The sequence below is a fragment of the Paenibacillus thalictri genome, assembly GCF_004307995.1.
Classification (GTDB): Bacteria; Bacillota; Bacilli; order Paenibacillales; family NBRC-103111; genus Paenibacillus_AF; species Paenibacillus_AF thalictri.
This window is the reverse complement of record NZ_SIRE01000009.1, coordinates 107,299-125,028: the sequence shown is the minus strand read 5'-3', so window position 1 is coordinate 125,028 and position 17,730 is coordinate 107,299. Positions and strand designations below refer to the sequence as shown.

12 protein-coding genes are annotated in these 17,730 nt (G+C 52.8%); 1 reads left to right on the top strand and 11 read right to left on the bottom strand.

What is annotated here, in order from left to right; translation table 11 throughout:
- Positions 1-53: 53 nt before the first annotated feature.
- Positions 54-2,306, bottom strand: a complete 2,253-nt coding sequence (locus tag EYB31_RS13695; RefSeq protein ID WP_131013905.1) for an FAD-dependent oxidoreductase — start codon at positions 2,304-2,306, stop codon at positions 54-56.
- A gap of 125 nt (positions 2,307-2,431) precedes the next feature.
- Between EYB31_RS13695 and EYB31_RS13690 the strand changes: the two genes are divergently transcribed.
- A complete protein-coding gene (locus tag EYB31_RS13690) occupies positions 2,432-3,208 on the top strand; it encodes an AraC family transcriptional regulator (RefSeq protein WP_131013904.1) in 777 nt (258 codons plus the stop codon).
- 247 nt (positions 3,209-3,455) lie between these two features.
- Here the strand turns inward: EYB31_RS13690 and EYB31_RS13685 are convergent, their stop codons facing one another.
- From EYB31_RS13685 to EYB31_RS13640, 10 genes are all read right to left on the bottom strand, one after another.
- Positions 3,456-7,313 carry a carboxypeptidase regulatory-like domain-containing protein gene (locus EYB31_RS13685; protein WP_165452412.1) on the bottom strand — a complete coding sequence of 1,286 codons (3,858 nt, stop codon included), beginning with the start codon at positions 7,311-7,313 and terminating at the stop codon, positions 3,456-3,458.
- Between the two features lie 63 nt (positions 7,314-7,376).
- Complete coding sequence (locus EYB31_RS13680; RefSeq protein WP_131013902.1) at positions 7,377-8,915, bottom strand: extracellular solute-binding protein; 1,539 nt, start codon at positions 8,913-8,915, stop codon at positions 7,377-7,379.
- 32 nt (positions 8,916-8,947) lie between these two features.
- A complete protein-coding gene (locus EYB31_RS13675) occupies positions 8,948-9,829 on the bottom strand; it encodes a carbohydrate ABC transporter permease (protein WP_131013901.1) in 882 nt (293 codons plus the stop codon).
- Positions 9,830-9,853: 24 nt separating this feature from the next.
- Complete coding sequence (locus EYB31_RS13670) at positions 9,854-10,738, bottom strand: ABC transporter permease (protein ID WP_131014068.1); 885 nt, start codon at positions 10,736-10,738, stop codon at positions 9,854-9,856.
- 264 nt (positions 10,739-11,002) lie between these two features.
- Positions 11,003-13,279 (bottom strand): helix-turn-helix domain-containing protein, encoded by a 2,277-nt coding sequence (locus EYB31_RS13665; protein WP_131013900.1) that lies wholly within the window; start codon positions 13,277-13,279, stop codon positions 11,003-11,005.
- Between the two features lie 224 nt (positions 13,280-13,503).
- Positions 13,504-14,718, bottom strand: coding sequence for an FAD-dependent monooxygenase (locus tag EYB31_RS13660; RefSeq protein ID WP_131013899.1), 1,215 nt, complete (start codon positions 14,716-14,718; stop codon positions 13,504-13,506).
- 111 nt (positions 14,719-14,829) lie between these two features.
- Complete coding sequence (locus EYB31_RS13655) at positions 14,830-15,942, bottom strand: cupin domain-containing protein (protein ID WP_131013898.1); 1,113 nt, start codon at positions 15,940-15,942, stop codon at positions 14,830-14,832.
- Positions 15,943-15,957: 15 nt separating this feature from the next.
- Positions 15,958-16,461 carry a DinB family protein gene (locus tag EYB31_RS13650; protein WP_240762400.1) on the bottom strand — a complete coding sequence of 168 codons (504 nt, stop codon included), beginning with the start codon at positions 16,459-16,461 and terminating at the stop codon, positions 15,958-15,960.
- Entirely contained in the window at positions 16,458-17,408 is a 951-nt protein-coding gene (locus tag EYB31_RS13645; RefSeq protein ID WP_131013897.1) for a fumarylacetoacetate hydrolase family protein, read from the bottom strand. The genes EYB31_RS13650 and EYB31_RS13645 overlap by 4 nt, the downstream gene beginning before the upstream one ends.
- A 38-nt stretch (positions 17,409-17,446) precedes the next feature.
- Entirely contained in the window at positions 17,447-17,701 is a 255-nt protein-coding gene (locus EYB31_RS13640) for a YciI family protein (RefSeq protein ID WP_131013896.1), read from the bottom strand.
- Between the last annotated feature and the right edge of the window lie 29 nt (positions 17,702-17,730).

Sequence of the window (17,730 nt, the reverse complement as noted above, 5' to 3'; positions counted from 1 at the left end):
GCAGCCTTCGCCAGCCAAAGTTGTCCATGCGCTGCGGCGAAGGCTGCTATGCTTTATTCGTACACCCGAATTTCGACCAGCTCGGCGAACGGGCTGCCGTTCGTAGCCGTTACGACCAAATGGAGCTTGTCGGTTTCCACCGGCTGCGGCAGCTTGTGCCGTCTTGTTCTGCGGCGGTTGCTCTGTTCCGTATGAAGGAGCTTCCACTGTCCGTCCTGTCCGGCGCATTCGATACGGTAATCTTTGACCAGCTCCGGGATGATGTCAAACGGCGTGCGATGGTGGTGCAAATTGATCAAATCTTCATTGCAATCGTCGTTAAAGGTCAGCCGTACTTCCGACAACACGACCGGTTCATCCCACGTCAATTCCACATAAACCTCGTCCCCTTGCTGCAATCGCTCCGACATCCATAGGTTCGGTCCGCCGTAAGGGCGTTTGTAGCCGTTAACCGCTTGGGATGCCGCATACGCGCCGCTGTCGCCGTCCAGCCGGAAACAGAACGGCTTGCGCACCAAGCTCTTCATGCTCCACTGGACGATCGGCTGATCCGGCTGGTGGTCTTCAAGATCCGCGGATACGATCGGCCGCTCTCCTTTAATAAAGGAAAGCACACCGGTTAGCGGCGTATGAGATACGTGCAGACAAACGTGTTCATTCGCTTTCACAATCAGGAAGCCGTTTTGCGGTGTTTCCGGGCGCCATGGCAGCCGGACGGTGACCCACACTTTGTCTCCGTTGGGGACGGCTGTCGCCGACTGCGCCTGCAAGCGGCAAGGCACGTAATTTTCGGCCCGGCCGGTATCCCACAACTCCACCTCCAAGCAAGTGTCGGCCGCCGCGCTAACGAGCAGTTGTACGTTCTGCACCTCGTCATCTATAGGGAACAGCAAGCCAATGTCGCTCTTTAACTCGAATGTTTCGTCGGATTGCTCGACGGCCAGTCTGCGCAGTTCGCTAGATGCCGTTACTTTCGCGCGGAGCGCCAGATCGGCGGCATCCTCGTTCCGCACGCCCAGCACCGAAGCATCCTGCCGGAGCATCGTCTGCTGCAGCTCGGCCAGCCGGGTGTGATACAGCTCGCGGGGCGCAATCCCTAGCTTGGAACAAAGCGCCGCGCCGGTGCCGGCCGCTTCGCCGAGCACGGCGCAGGTCGCCATCACGCGAGTTGTGCCAAATGCCACATGAGAAGCGCTGATATTACGTCCGGCGAACATCAGGTTCGACGTATTCACAGAATATAACGAACGAAAAGGGATGTGGTAGACGCCATCGGAGTGCAGGTGCTTCGAGCCGCTTTCCGTGGAATACATGCCTTGCGGCGGGTGAAGATCGATCGACCAGCCGCCGAACCCGATGCGGTCCTCAAACAACGTCTGAGCAAGAATATCATTCTGATTTAATACATAATCGCCGATAAACCGGCGGTATTCCCGTTTGCCCGGCAGTGCCCCGACCCATTCCAAGGTCAGATGGTCGGCGTCGAACTGCCCGGAATTTTTGATATAGTCCCATATCCCGTAAATAACCGCCCACAGTTCGTCGCGAATCCGCTCATTTTCATGCACCGTATCCAATTCGCCGCCCCACTCGATCCACCAATAATGACAGCCGGAATCGCCGCTGCGAATGACACGTTTCAGCGGAATCGACGTTTTTGCAATATCCTTGGCAAAGCTTGGAGCCTGGTAGCGCACAGGCTGGCCGGCATCCTTCGTATAAAATAAAATCGTGCTGCCCAACGTAATGCCGTCGGCAGCATCCGGAGCCCATTCCTCATTGTATTCGCTTCTGGCTTCGCGCCCAAGACGGAACTTGGCTCCCGCAAGGAACCCGATAAGCCCGTCCCCCGTGCAGTCCAAGTACATGCCGCTCAAAAAGCGAATACGCCGTTCCGACCCCATCATCCAGCCGGTAACGGCGTCGATTCGGCGGTCGTCTTCGCTTCCGCTTGCTTCCACTTCGTGAACATCCGTGTTAAGGAACAACCGAATGTTCTTCTCCTCCTTAACGGCCTCCAGCAGGACCAAGTCCCAAATATAAGGATTGCCTTCCGGGTTGCGGTACTGATTCTCTACAAACAGCTCACCCATAATGCCGCTTTCGCGCGCATAACGTTGTACTCCGTGTCCGGTAGCCCCGCAAACCCACACCCGCACCTCGCTGCTCGAATTGCCCCCGAGCACCGGACGGTTATGCACAAGGGCGACGGAACGCCCCAGCCGTGCCGCAGCAATAGCCGCACATATGCCCGCCAGCCCGCCACCGACGACCGTCATATCCGCTTGCACCGTTTCTTCTCTCATCCTTGTTCACCTCTTTATAAAAATACATCCATAGTTTCACTTTATCCCAAGCGTATTTACTTATGGAATACAGTGAATTATCATAGAACATATACTTTATTTCACTTCTTCAAGGAGGACATCCGATGACGTCATGGACCTGCCTGCCCGTTCTGCTGACCGACATCCATTGGGTGCAAAAAGAGCGGTTTCTGCTCGATGTGGATACGTATGAGAATTGGACGTTGTTTGCGGTAGAGCAAGGCAAGTTTCATTATCGGACGGGAGAGTCGGAAGGAGATGCGGACTTCGGGGATCTCGTGTTTTGTCCGCCTGGGGTGCCCTTTCATCGCCGGGTGATCGATCCCTTGACGTTTCATTTCTGTCATTTCGATTGGCCACATGTCCCGGACTCGCCGACTCCCGTATGCGGCGCAATCCGTATCAACGATGTGAACCGACTCGCCTCCAATTACACGGTGTGGAGTCAAGGCGCCGACTCGCCCGGCAGCTTGCAAGTGGCGGCCCACTTGCTGAACGATTTGTGGTACATGCTGGCTTTGCAGGAGTCGGTGCAGGATGCCGCACGCCATCACCCTGAGGACCCGGACATGCAAGCCATAGCCCATTGGCTGCAGCAGCATCTCGCCGAACCCGTCAGCTTAAAGCAGGTTGCGGCCTCCTACCGCATCAGCCCCGTTCAGCTGACGAGACGGTTTACGCGGGCGCACGGCGTGTCCCCCAATGAGTATGTCACGAACCTGCGGCTGAAGAAAGCGCAGGCGCTGCTGGTCAATACCCATGAGACGCTCGACCGCATCGCCCGGCAGTGCGGCTACGAAAACGGATTTTATTTAAGCCGTGTATTCACCCACCGGTACGGCACGAGTCCCTCACGCTACCGCGCTTCCCGGAAATTGTAGAACGTTAGCCCGGCCATACAAGACATATAATCGTGATCCGGTTGTCGGCTATACGCGCAATAGGCGCTCCACAGACATTAAAGCCAAACAACCTCCGGAGCCCGTTATTAGGCTTCTCGGAGGTCGTTTCATTTTCCTTTCCAATTTGGATCATGACGCGCGAAGCAGCGGCTAAAGCAGGCATGCCTCTTGTATGCTCACATCATCTCATCCACGGAACTGTTCTTTTCAGGCAAGACGTTCCGGTTTAATGATTAGGATCCTGTCCCGTGACATACTCCGTGTAATTAGTGAGCCCGTCATGATCGGGATCGGCCGTTGGTCCGCTTATGGCCGGATCGGCCAATTGAGCGGCCGTGAAATAAATATACCTCCAGTCGTCGAACGGCACTCTCATCGGAGGAAGCTGGCTGGCCGGCACAACGGTTGGAGCCATGCCTGTATACGTGATAGGCGCATATACAGAATAAGTGTAAGGCTTCAGTTGAACCCCCAGCGAATAATTTTGCAGCTCCTGAAATCCTACCCATGGCCGCGTATTCCACCGGCTTTCGTATGTCACGACATTCACGGTCGCAACAGTTCCTCCCAGCCGAACATTGCTGACCCCATTGTCCCAAACACGGACATTGTTTAAGTAATTATTGCCGGCTTGAGAGGTGAATCCAGCACCGATATTGCTGTGCGCCTCAACGTTAATGGCCGTAAATTGCAGCGCCGCGCTTGTCTGGTTATAAATACCGTTATCGTTGCCCCAGAAAACCCCGCCGTCGATGGACGACTCCGTGCTGTCATGAGCGGAATAACCTTCGTCAAAGTTATGGAACCCTTCAATGTTCTCGAACACGAGTCCCTTTCCTGTTCCGTGAATATTAAATCCGTCGTTCTGCGCTCCCGAAACGCGAACATTGCGGTACGTTTGATAAGCGTACGGACTGGCTACGGCAATCCCGTTTTGACGAACGGATATCTCCCACCCTTCTGTAGGCGAAGATTTGCTTGCGTTCAAGACCAGCTTTTTCCCATCCGCGGACAATACCGCATAATCGCTTGTAAATTGGCCGGCATTCTGACCCGAACGCTGATCCAGCATAAGACGCTGGCCATTGTATGTCACCAGATGGCGGAACGTATTGGAGTTGCCGCCGGTCGTCGTGTTCTCGATAGGAGCAGGCAGCGTGTACGTCCATTGTCCGTTTGCCTCCTGAGTGAATTGGAATGTATTAAAGCCGGTGACCAATTCGCCGTTGCCTTCGAAAACGATCGGGTTGCCGGGCGTGCCGGATGCGTGAATGGACACGGTCTCGCGGTAAGGTCCGCTGCCGGGCACTAATTGAATGCGATCCCCGGGTTTCAGAGCGGGGGAGCTGTTAACGGCAGCGGCAATGGACAAGTAGGCGCCGCTGGTAAGCCCTCTGCGGTCAACCGACAATATCCGCGGAGTGCTTCCTTGCCATGGATAGACAGCGAAACTGACCGTATTGCTTTCCACGCCGTTGATCGTTGCGGTGACCGCCCCCGTACCCGTGCTTAAGGGCTGAAGCATGCTGCCGTAAACGGCTGCGTAAACGGCTCCCGATTGAACATGCCATGACAGCGGCAGACCTGAAATTGGATAGGCGCCGCCGAATTGATCCCGAGCCGTGACGATCAGCTTGTTTAGATCGTAACCGCTTTGGCCTGCGGCCAGCGCTGGAATCGAACCGGATACCTGAAGAGCCGCCAGATGCGGAATCGTGGAAACAACAGGCATCAAAAAGTTGACGTTATACATGGTCGATCCCACAGACACGGGAATTGCTGACGCGGTGCTTTCGCTATATCCGCTTTTTGCCGCCTTCACGGCGTAGGTACCTGCCGGAACATGCTGGAGCAAATAGGCGCCGGCCGCATCCGTGAATGTCCTGTACACCGCTCCGGAAACGGTGGTCTGAACCGAAGCCCCCGAAACCGGGCTGCCCAGATCGTCGGTTACCGTCCCCGCAATCCCGCCGGTGCCTGACCAATCGGGCTCCGTTTTGAACACATATTCGATTTTATCGATTCGCGCCGCTTCCGACGCTTGAGAGGTGCCTTCGATCCTGACCTCATCCCATTGTTTCAGCAATACTCCCGGGATAAGCCGGGTTGTCCGCGAGTTATCGGAGACTGAAGCGGAGCCCAGATCCTGATTCGCAATCCACGCATCCACTTGAGATCCGTTAACAAACAGCTTGTAAGAAGCGTTCCCGTCGTTTTCGTCAAAATAATGAACAATGACGTCGTAAATGCCGGTATTTCGGTCAAAAAGCTGATCCGCCGTGCCTGTTCCGGTCACCTTGATTACTTTCCCGCCGGATGCTATGGGCTGGTCTTCCACGGTATAATGAACAAGCTCCATGTCTTCCGCTTCCACGGAAGTGATCAAAGAAGGATCAGGATAAGTGTATGGCGTGAGCGAAGATCCGGAATAAGCGGTCCCGGATGGAAGAAACGCCACATTGTTGTAGTAGCGGTTGACGAACCGCAACGGCATATCCGCTTTGTTTGCAGCCGTTATTCCAGCGATCTTGACATTGTCGAAGGTTACGTTCGTAATGAGATGCCAGGCATCAAAACCTTCGATACTGGAAGGCTGCTCCGCCTTGTTCAAGCCGGTGAAATCCTTGACAAGAACACGATCAATCCAGCCTGGATTTATGGCCGCGCGCTTCTTCTGGATTACGAATTGAAAATACCGTTCATTGTAATTGCCGCCGATAAACTCTGCGCGATTATTAATCACATTAATATCATGAAGACGGACTGCATCTCCCGCCCAAATAGTTAGAAAACGGTCTGCGCGAATGACGTCGTTATTTTCGAAGTTGATGTCATACATATCAGCCAGCGACTCATCGCCCACTCTCATCGCAACTTTTAACGACCATAATACATTATTTTTAATATTCAGGCCGAATGTCGGCCTTTGCAAATTCATATAGTTGCTCACTTTTGGCGAAATGGCATCGTCACCCGTGTAGATGAAGTTGCCTTCCACCGTTACATTCTGCGAAGCGTCAATGTCTACTCCATCGGTATTGGTTACCGTCGGGCGCAGCAACTCGGGATTGACAGGGTCCAGTCCTCCCCGAAGATCATTAATCAGCTTAATGTTTGTCAATGTGACGTCGCTGGCGTACAGCAGATGAAGCGACCATCTGGCGGAATCTCTGAAGTACACGTCCCGGATCAGCAGATCCGACGCATCGGCCGTCCTCAGCAGCTTGATGTTCGCATCAGGGTTGAGCGTGCGGACGGCCATCCCATTGCCGTCAATGAAGCCTCTTCCCGTAATTTTCACATGCTGGGCGTCGCCTATAAAAATAAAAGAGGAATCGCCGTTATTTTGCGTCGGATAATTAATGCTGTTAAATTCCGGCACAGCGCGTATCCATGCTCCGCTTTGCAAATACAGATGCACATTGCTTTTTAATTTCAGCTGGGCCGTCATGTATTTCCCGTCGGGAACAACTAAAATCCCGCCCGCGCCGCTATCCAGCGCGGAAGTATCGTCGATCGCCTGCTGAAACAGCGCGGTCACCGCCGTATCGGAATCGCGGTCGGCCGGCATATAGCTCGCTAGGTTGACGACGCCGGGAGCGCCGATAACAGGCGCTTCAGTTTCCAAGCCGTCGGCAAAAAGAAGCAGCCTCTCGAGATCGTTCACCGTAATAATCAAAGCTTTGGGCTCCGAGAGGCTGAAGGTGAGGCGGTTTCCATCCTTGACTCCCTCAATCTCATCGTGAAGCGGACTGATGCCAAACGATTGTATTGTCTCGCCGGCGTATACGTCGACCTGCACCGTGCCCGAATAAGAAAACCGCGCATAGCTGACATCGCCGAATTGTTCCGTGAACACGTCTTGTCCGTTCACCTTTACGGTATAAGAGGTGCTTGCTGCTGCTCCAGGCAATACGGGATATGGTACGATCTCGGCGCTGGCTGCGGAAGATGTCTCTTGCATTGCATGCGAGCTTGCCGGTTCGCCAGTCCCCGCCACCGCGTAGCCGTTCTGCGGGAACCCGACAAACAAAGAGGCCAGCAGCAATACGGCAAGCAATAAGGATATCTCATTTTTTCTCAAAGTAACGTCCCCCATCATTCATAAAGTTACGTACTTATGCAGGTATCCTGGTGCAGATGCGGCTTATTTTTTGCGTTTGGCGTATTCCGCGTTGATTTCCGCGATGCCTTGCTCGCCCCCGGATTTTTTCCACTTCTCCATCTCTTGATTCCAGCCGTTTTCGTCAATCTCGCCAAGAATAAATTTCACCTTCGCATCGTTGCGAATTTTATCCAATTCACCGCTTTTTTCGGAAAGGGTCGGCGAAATCAGCGATGCAGCCGGATTCTGCACGGCAATCGGAACGTTCTCCTTAAACATCTTTTTCAGCTTCTGTTCAAGCGGCGTGCTTACGCCCTCAAGCGGCGCATCCGTATCCATCGCAATGCTGAGCTGAATCACCGGCGTCAAATCGTCCACCTTCAGCTTTTGCTCCGCTTCCGTAGTCACCGCTTTACCGTTCTCCATATGGTAGTGCTTGCCTTCGATTCCCCAATTCAGCAGGTTAGCGATATCCGGCTCAAGCATCTTATCGAAGAAAGTAAGAATCGCACGCATCTCGGCTTCCGTCTTTACGGAACTCTTGGGAAACATGAAGATCCCGTTGTAGCCGGAGGAGGCCAGTATTCTCTCACCCTTCGGTCCCTGAATCCGCGAAACGATATCGGCGGCTCCTTTCGGATTGATCTTTTTAATTTCCCTGTCATTGGCGATAACATCGTCGATGGCCGTTGAAATAACGACCCCGCCCTTGCCGTTTTCAAACAACGCTTTGCTTTGGTTTCCTTCCGAAACCGCAAAATCGGGATTCATCAATTTTTCCGTATACAAACGGCGGTAAAACTGCAGCGCATCCATATATTCCTGCGTCAGAAAGCTCGGAACCAGCTTGCCCTCGCGCTGCTCCCAGCCGTTGCCGGCTCCGAAAAACCCGGAGAGCATATCCAGATCGGCGATGCCCTTGCGCGAGATCAAGCCGTACGTATCGTTTTTGCCATTTTTGTCCGGGTCGTTTAACGTAAATGCTTTGATGACGTTGTACAGCTCGTCGATCGTACGCGGTTCCTTGAGGCTCAGCGCATCCAGCCAGTCCTTGCGGAAAATCACGCCGCCGCGGGCCAGTACCCGAGGGCGATACAGCGCATAAAGCTTACCGTCGTGCGAAATATTGTCCAGCACTTCCTTGTTCAGCTTCGACAGGTTGGGATAATCCTTCAACATCGGTCCAATTTCCCAGAACGCTCCTGAACGTACGCCGTTTAAAATGCTCGGCGCATAAATGCCGCCTTCCAAATTCACGATAACCGATATTTGCGGCAGGTCATTGGAGGCCAGACTGACCGACAGCTTGTCTTTATAGGCCGCATTCGGCACCCAAGTCATGTTAAGCTTGGTGTTCGTCATCTCCTCCAGCTTCTTGAACACGGGATTGTCCGCTTTGGGCGGCTCCGTGGTGAAATAAGGCAGCATGGCCGAAATCGTTGTCGGGCCCTGCGCCGGGACTTGCGGCTTTGGCTCTCCCCCTGTTTGCGCGGATGGAGTATCTCCGCAAGCCGACAGCAGGCTTAGCGATAAAGCCGCCAAGCAAGCTCCGGACGTAAATCGTTTCGTGTGCGTATGCATTTGAAAAATCGCTCCCTTCACATAGTTCGATCTCAGCCCTTCACCGAGCCGAGAAACACGCCTTTGGCAAAATGCTTTTGCAGAAAAGGATACACAAGCAGAATCGGCAGGTTAGCAAACACGATGACCGCAGACTTTAGCGTCTGCTCGGGAGGCGGCACAAAATCGGCTCCCATTTCCGCGGCATCGCCGAAGCCGCCTTGAGACATAATCACGATCTGCCGCAGCAGTACCTGTATCGGCCATTTCTCGGGGTTATTTAAATACAGCACGGGAGTCAGGAACGAGTTCCAATGCCCCACCGCGTAAAATAACGAAAATGTCGCAATGGCCGGCATGGATAACGGAATGACGATTTTGAGCAGGATGAGCAGATCGTTGGCTCCGTCTATTTTGGCCGACTCCTCCAGACCGTCGGGAAGCTGCTGAAAAAAATTTTTCATCACAATGAGATTAAATGCGCTGATGGCTCCCGGAAGGATAACGGCCCAATACGTATTAAGCAGCCCCAATTGCTTCACTACAAGGAAGGTCGGAATCATGCCCCCCTGAAACAGCATCGTAAACAGCACCATCAGCATAATGCGGCTGCGTCCGACTAACGTTTTGCGGGATAACGGATAAGCCATAAGTGTTGTCATGGCAATATTGACGAACGTACCGGCAAGTGTGATAAACAGGGTAACCCCCATGCTGCGAACGACCGTATCGGTAGTCAATATATACTTATAGGCATCCAGCGAGAACGCAGTCGGAAACAGCACAAAAGGCTGCTGCCGGAGCTCCTCCGCTGTCGTGAAGGAAGCTGCTGTCACATGAACGAACGGAATTATCGTCGTTAAAGCAAACAAGCTAATGAGCGTATAATTAATGATACTAAACAATCTGCTGCCTAGCGATCGGTCTTGGACCATGCTCCTTTTCCTCCTTGCGGATTTCTAGTAGACGCCTTCTTCGCCGAAGCGTTTGGCTATGGCGTTGGCGGTCACAATTAAGACAAGGCCGATGGAGGAATTGAACAATCCGACCGCTGTCGTATAGCTGAACAACCCTTGCTGGATGCCGTTGGTGTAAATGTACGTATCGAATGTCTCGCCTACTTCGCGATTCATCGCGTTCAACATCAAATAAATCTGCTCAAAGCCCAGCTCCAGGAAATTGCCCAGCCGAAGTATCAGCAAAATGATGATCGTACTGCGAATGGCGGGTAGCGTAATATGGATGAGCTGCCGCCAGCGGCCCGCTCCGTCGATACGCGAAGCTTCGTACAAGGACGGATCGACACCGGAGAGCGCAGCCAAAAAAATGATCGTCCCCCAGCCGGTTTCTTTCCAAATGATCTGTGACGTAATGATCGTACGAAACCAGTCTTTATTCAGCAAGAAATTAATTTTCTCCCCGCCCCCGTATTGAATCAGCTCATTGACGATTCCCCCTTCTGTAGTGAGCAAAATATAGGTAAGTCCTGAAATCACGACCCACGAGAAAAAATGAGGCACATACACGAAAGTTTGCGCCAGCCGCTTAAACAGCTCGTTTCTCACCTCGTTGAGCATAAGCGCGATCAGGATGGGCAGCGGAAAATAAAAAATCAGATTGTAAGAAGCGATGTAAAAGGTATTGCGAAACAAAATCCAAAAGGAAGGGTCGCTAAAAAAGCGCTCGAAATGCCGCAAGCCCACCCATTTGCTGCCCCAAAACCCAAGGAAAGGCTGGTAATCCTTAAAGGCGAGAAAAACGCCCCACATCGGGAAATACTTGAATAATACAAAATATAAAATACCCGGGGCCAGCATAAGGTACAGCCAGCGGTCCACCTTCATTTGACGAATCCGCTGATGCAAACGGCTCGTCTGCACCCTCGTCTTTACGGCATTCGCGTACGTTTCCTCCATTTCATATACGTCCTCCATTTCCGGTTAGCGTTGGTTTCGGTGTTATCGTAAAAGAACGGCAGCGGTGCCGTCTACAATCCGCAGCGGCTGCTTATGCGGGGAGCAAGAAGCCGGACCCGATACAATCCCCGGCGGCTGTTCCATAATCCGCAGCGGCTTACGTGCGGTGCGAAGCCAAAAAACGCGGCCGGATCAGTGAAGATCCGCCGCGCCGGCGTCTGTAGCGTTCCGGTATTGCCCGGGAGTCATGCCTTCCATTTTCCGAAAATAACGGATGAAGTTTTGCGAATTGTTATATTGCAGCTTCTCAGCAATCTCCGATATTTTCATATCGGTTTCGGCCAGCCACTTCTTGGCGATCTGCAGCCGGTATTGCGCCAAATACTCACCGAAGGGGATTCCCACTTCTTTGCGGAACACATGCCTTATGTAATCGGGATGGTAATTAATCCGATACGCGCATATTTCGAGTGTCAGATTTTTATCGTAGTCGCTGTGCACCATGCCGATCATTTCTTCGGATATGCGGACATACTGGCGGCTTTGCTGCTCCTCCAGGAGCCGGATCGACGGAGCAATGATGGAATGGAAGAACCAATCTACGATTTCCGTTGAGGTCTGAAGCTCAAACAGCCGATCGAACAGCGATTTCTCTTCCTCGTACAACGATTGCAGCAGCCCGCCCGATTCCTGCAGCACCCTGAGCAAATCCGTAAGCAGGCCGATCATCATGATCTGGTATTCTCTATGCGACAGCTGCACGCTGAACACTTCATGCGAAAACTGCTGCAGCAGCTGGTAGGCTTGTTCTTTATTCGACAATTTGATCGCATCGATCAAATCGTTTTTCAGCTTCTCCGGATATTCGGGCAACGAACGGTCATGGGGCTGAACGTCGGCGATGTACAATATCGCCTCATGACCTAGCTTAATGCGGTAATTAAGCGCTTCAAGCGCCTCTTTGTACGCGCGATGGGCTCCCGTTACATAATGAAACGGCCGGCTGATGCCCAAACTCACCTTGATATGCAAATAATGCTTAACCGTCTGTTGAATTTCGCGGGTTATTTGGTCTATAAACCCTGCAGCTTCTTCCGAAGTGAGATGATTGCTTCTGATGACATTGACTTGCGATTGATCCAGCACGATCGGTCTGAGCAGACGGTCTGCCGCAGGAACAAGTTCGGTGACGATATTGTTGACGGCAAACAAGAGCAGTTCCTTGTCCTTCTCCTCATACCTTGTCGCTTCCAGCGTGTCGATTTGCACGACAACAACCCGCAAGCTGTTCCATGTCTCGCCGCCCGCCAGAAGCTTGTCTTCCATCTCCTGCTGCTTGGCTTCCCCTAGAAACAGCTTCATGATATAGAAGTCCTGAAGCTGATTACGCTGATATTGCAGCTCGCTGCTCAATTTCTTCTCCGTGTGGGCATAAGCGCGAAACTTCTCGCCGATCAGTTGAAGCTCGTCCTTGCCCTTAAGCGGACCTGTCTGCCCGGCAGCGGCAGAGAACAGCTCCCGATACAGTCTCAATATGGGGAAATACATTTTTCTCGTGCCAAATAACGAAACGGCAATCCCAGCTGCAAGAACTAATGCGCATACGAGGAGCGTAAACCATTTGATCGACTCGGACTCGCGGGTCATCGCTTCTATGGAGACAAAGGATGCGTAGGTCCAGCCGTTATAGACGGACCTGCTGAATATGAGATTGTAGCGGCTCCCATTCATATCGATAGGAATGATGCCCCGCTCTTCTTTTGCTTCCTTCAGCTGCCGCATATAGGGCTGCGCGGCTGTGGACAAGCCGATTTGGGAAGAGTCGGCAGCGGCAATGATCCGGTAGGCGCCATCCATGATAAACGGCTTTCCCAGTTCCTCGTTTACGGATAAATATTTGGCGATCTCCACATAAGGAACCTTCAAGATGACGGCCGCGGGAGGGTCCAGGGCAGTCAACGGCAGCGTTTTGACCAAATCGATGGAGTTGTCGCCCATATTCCAGTAAGAACCCCTTTTGGACCCAAGGATCCGCATCCAATCCGGCTCGTCGGACGCAAACGGTTCATATCCCTTGTTCGTCATCTTCCATTGGTAACGCAGTTGAATAAACTGGACATCGCTCATGCCTAGGTCATAGGTCTGAATTCGTCTAAGCCCTTCCTGCAGCTCTTCGATCATTTGAATATTGCTGCTCCGTTGCACATCCCGCACATCATTGGCCAGCAATTTCGAAACGGAAGAAGCCGCAATGAATTGGGTTAAAGCGTTGTCGGCGGTCCGTAAGCTTTGTTCGACCCTGGTTTGCATCTGCTGCAGTATTTGCAGGGAGCCCGTATTTACTTTTTCCTGGATCGTATGCGAGGCGCGGATATAAGAAAACCCGCCTACCGTGACAACAGGGAACGTAATGAGAAAAAAGCAAAATATAATCATTTTGTGAAAATAGCTCGATTTCAGTGCCTTCATGTATTCGTTCCTCCGCTTGAGCCGATCAAATCGACAATGTAATCGTAACGATTTTCGGAGTTACCGTCTATAATCAAATCCGGCTTTTTGCGGCTGTTCCGGCTTGTCCGGCAAAGAAAAAACGCTGTTCCTTAAGGCCGTAATTGACCCAAAGATCAGCACACAAAAAGTCCGGCGGGATTAATCTGCCGGACTGCATTAAACGGACGATTATTAAAGCTTAATTATTGGGAGCTAGCCGTTTTAGGCGCTGCGCCGTAGCGCCGTCCATAAAGCCAATCCACATAACCGAATTCGTGGGGCTTATGGTTTTTCATAATCGTATCCCGCAGCAGAATCGTCGTGGGATCGACAGCGTGAATGATGTCCCCCCACTTGCGCGCACTGCGCTGCACTTCCGAGGCACGCGAGAGGCGTTCTTGCTGATAAGCTTGGAACACTTCGGCGGTGCTGCCGCCCTCGTGGTTGCTCAGCAGCTCCGTCAGGCATGCCACATCCTCCAGCGCTTGGCAGCCGCCCTGCGCCAAATACTGCAGCATCGGATGCGCTGCGTCGCCGATCAAGGCGATGTTTCCGTCCACCCAGCTGTCGATCGGCTCCCGATCGTACATCGGCCAGCGGCGTTGACGCTGAATGTACGTCACGGCATTGCGGACCGCCTCGCAGCATGGCCCGAAATGCTCATCGAGCTCATCGGGAGTGCCCCAATCGTCGCTGCCCTCTTTATATTTGAAGCTTTTGAACACAACAACTTGGTTGTAAAGCTCTTTGCTGCGCACCGGATATTGAACTAAATGCAGATTGGGACCGATCCACATGATGACATCGTCCATGCTGGCTTCAACTTGGATTTCCGACATCGGCAGCGCCCCGCGGTATGCCACATATTGCGAGCATACGGGTTGATCGTCGGAAAACAACGGCCGGGTTTTGGACCATAATCCATCCGCACCAAGCACGGCTTCGGCAATATAAGTCGTCCCGTCCTGGCAGGTCAGTTCCGTTCGCTGACCGCCCACCGGTGTTACACTTACAACCGTCTGATTGTTGACAAGCGAGATCCGGCTGTCGGCGATACAAGCTTCCAGCAGGCCTTTATGCAGGTCGGAGCGGTGAAGCACCATATAAGGCGCTCCGTACCGTTCCAGAAAAGCGTCGCCCAAATCAAGCGAAGCGAGCTCCGTCCCTTTCATTGCATCCATCAGCACCAGTCTTTTCGGGAAAACGGCATGCTGCGCAATCGTATCAAACACGCCGAGCTGCTTAAGCACAGCCGTTGCATTAGGCGCCAATTGAATGCCTGCGCCGATCTCGCCGAATTCCGGAGCCTGTTCCAATACGACGACGTTTCTTCCTGTGCCGGCAACCCCCAAAGCGGAGGCCAAACCGCCGATTCCGCCGCCGACAATAATAAATGGAGCTTCTTTTATTTGTGTCATCCTCATACACCTCTCATGGTAATAGATCCGTATGTCCATGTGTTCTACATAGAATCACTGCGAATTCCGCAACATTCGCAAAATAGGCTGATCGTGAATGATAGCAATCATTTATGGCAATAATGGCCTGAATTCTTCGGTTACGTTCTGATGTCCGTTATTTGCTTCGAAGCTTTCTACACGCTGAAGATCGAATTTCTCCATAATCGGCAGATCGCTGACCGAGAACAGAAACGCATCTTCACTTGCTTCATGCTCATGCCAAGCCCAATTCGGCACAACGAAATAATCGCCCTTCGACCAATTGAACCTGGTGCCGCCTATTACAGTGCAGCCCGAACCTTGGTGCACTTGATAAATCGTCGAACTTGTATGGCGATGCGCTTTGGATTTGAACCCCTTCGGCAAATACTGCATCCAGGAAGCAATCGTCGGATTAGCCGTTTTCCCGTTGGACGGATTGATATACTCGACCGCATACCCTTCGTACGGATCCGGCTCAAAACGGCTTAAGCCTTTGAGTGCGGCAAGCGTCTGGGCCCATTTATACGATCCCAGCGGAGCGACCATCGGGTAGCGGTCCGAAACGGGACGCACCATGCCGCCCTCATAACGCGAGGAAGAGTAATTGTCCGGTAAACTCGGCTGTTCGATTTTTTCCGGATAATTCTCAAAAAACGTTCCGCCCAGCGAATAAATGGTCGGGATATCAAGGGCGTCCATCCAAATCATCGGTTCCGTTCCGGGATGGGAATGGCCGTGCCACAGTCCTTTCGGAGTGATGAGGAAGTCCCCTTCCTCCATATAGATCCGCTCTCCTTGCACGATGGTGTATGCGCCGCTTCCTTGCATAATAAACCGGATTGCACTTTGCGTATGACGATGCGACGGTGCGGTTTCCCTCGGCAAAATCAGCTGTACTGCCGCATACAGCGTGGCGGTTGTCGATGCCCAGCCCCACGGCTGACGGTAAGTCAAACCGGGGTTCTGCAAATAGATCGCTCTCCGCTCTCCGCCCCGCTCCGGGGTAAAAATCGTTCTGGCCTCCATCAGCTTGGCGTGAAGCGTTTCCCACTTCCAAAGATAAGGAATCGCCTGCGGCGTCGGCTGATGATGCATCAGATCGGGAATGGCGTTCCAAAGCGGCCCGAGGTGGAAACGCTCGATTTCCTTATTAAAATCGGTGACGATTTTGCTTTGCATGAATTCGTTTTTTTCAGCCATTCGAGAACAACTCCTTTATTTTTGTGTGGAATGAGATTCGTTATATTGATGGATATTGCGGTTGATTTGCGCCAAATGCGTCGCGGCGTGCTCCACCAGCAGATGATCGACGATAAACTGCAGCGGTTTCGTTCCAAAACGCGGGTTGCGGCTTGGAGCTTGCTGCTGCAGCGCTTCTTCGCTGATGGAAGTCAGCGTCTCCCGAATCAGCCGTTTTACGGCCCCCAGCTTGGGCAGTACGTCATCCAAGGAACGCGAGTTTGCCTCGGCCACCGCCTGAAGGCGGCCTTCATGCGTCAGTCCCCGCCCCCATTCGCTGCCCGGAGCCGCTACAACACGCTGAATTTCTTCGAGCCAATAAGGCAGCGCTTCTTCCAAATGACATAGCACTTCAAGCACCGACCATTTATCTTCCGCCGGTTTATATCGCACGACCTCATCCGGAAGCTTTTCCGCGATGGCAATGATTTGTTCCAGAGTTGTCTCAACCGATTGTACCGCTTGTTTGTTGCTCATCATCCCCGCACCCCCTCGTTCACCCGGACAACCCGGTTTTCCAGCGCCCCGATGTTCTCGATCTCCACACGAACCACATCCCCTTCTTTCAAGAAAGCTTGCGGCTCGCGGGCTACGCCGACTCCCCCGGGCGTGCCGGTCAGCACGATATCTCCTGGCTCCAATGTCATCAGATTGGACAGAAACTGAATGAGGAACGGCACGGTAAATACGAGATTTGCCGTATTGGAGTGCTGCCGCCGCTCGCCGTTAACGGTCAGCGAGATGTCCAGGCCCGCCGGATTGCCCAACTCGTCGGCGGTCACAAGCCACGGTCCCATCGGCGCGCTGCCCTCTACCGTTTTGCCTTGCAGCCATTCGATCGTGCGGCGCTGGAGATCACGGTAAGTGACGTCGTTGGCCACGGTATATCCGGCTACATATTGCAATGCGTCGGCTTCGGATACGCAGCGGGCGCGTTTACCGATGACAAAAGCGAATTCCGCTTCATAGTCGAGCTGATCGGATACGGGGTAGAAAGGAATATCGTCTTGAGGACCAACCACGGTGTTGCCAAACTTGGCGAAAACAACCGGGATGGTCGGAAGCTCACGGCCCATTTCCAGAATGTGCTCGCGGTAGTTATGTCCGACGCAGATGATTTTGCCCGGCGTAGTTACCGGCGCTTCGATTTTCACTTCGTTAACGTTGTGAAACACTTGGTAAGACAGCGATTCCGCATGGCTCAAAGCATAAGCCGCCGCTTCTTTTGCCGCACGCATGCTTTGCTCCCCGCCTTTCAGAAATTCGACCATATGCGGCGGCACAAACGCTTCGGCGATTTGCTCGCTTCGAAGTGAGCCGTCCGCTTCCAGCATGCTGCGGTAAGCGTAGTTCAGGTCGATGATTTGCTCATTGTGTACGCTTCCAATTCGTTTAATGCCTGCCGACTGATAAGTTACCAGTTTCATAAAATAACCTCTCCTTTGCTATTTGCAGTGGTTCTTGATTATTGAGCATTCCATTCTTTCACGACGTAAACGCATTCATTTTCTGCAAACATAGGGTCCAACTCAACGAGTTTGGCCGCCGCTTCATGATCCTCAGCTTTCACGACGTAAGCTCCTCCCGTTTGATCGGGAAAACCTCCGGCCAGAACGATGCGATCCTGCTCCCGAAGTTGCGTGAGATGCTCGCGATGGCCCGGGATCGACGCCCCTGTAAAACCCGGCTTTCTTTGGATGAACACCAGGAATGTTTTCATGCTTGGATACCTCCATCCATTAATGTATT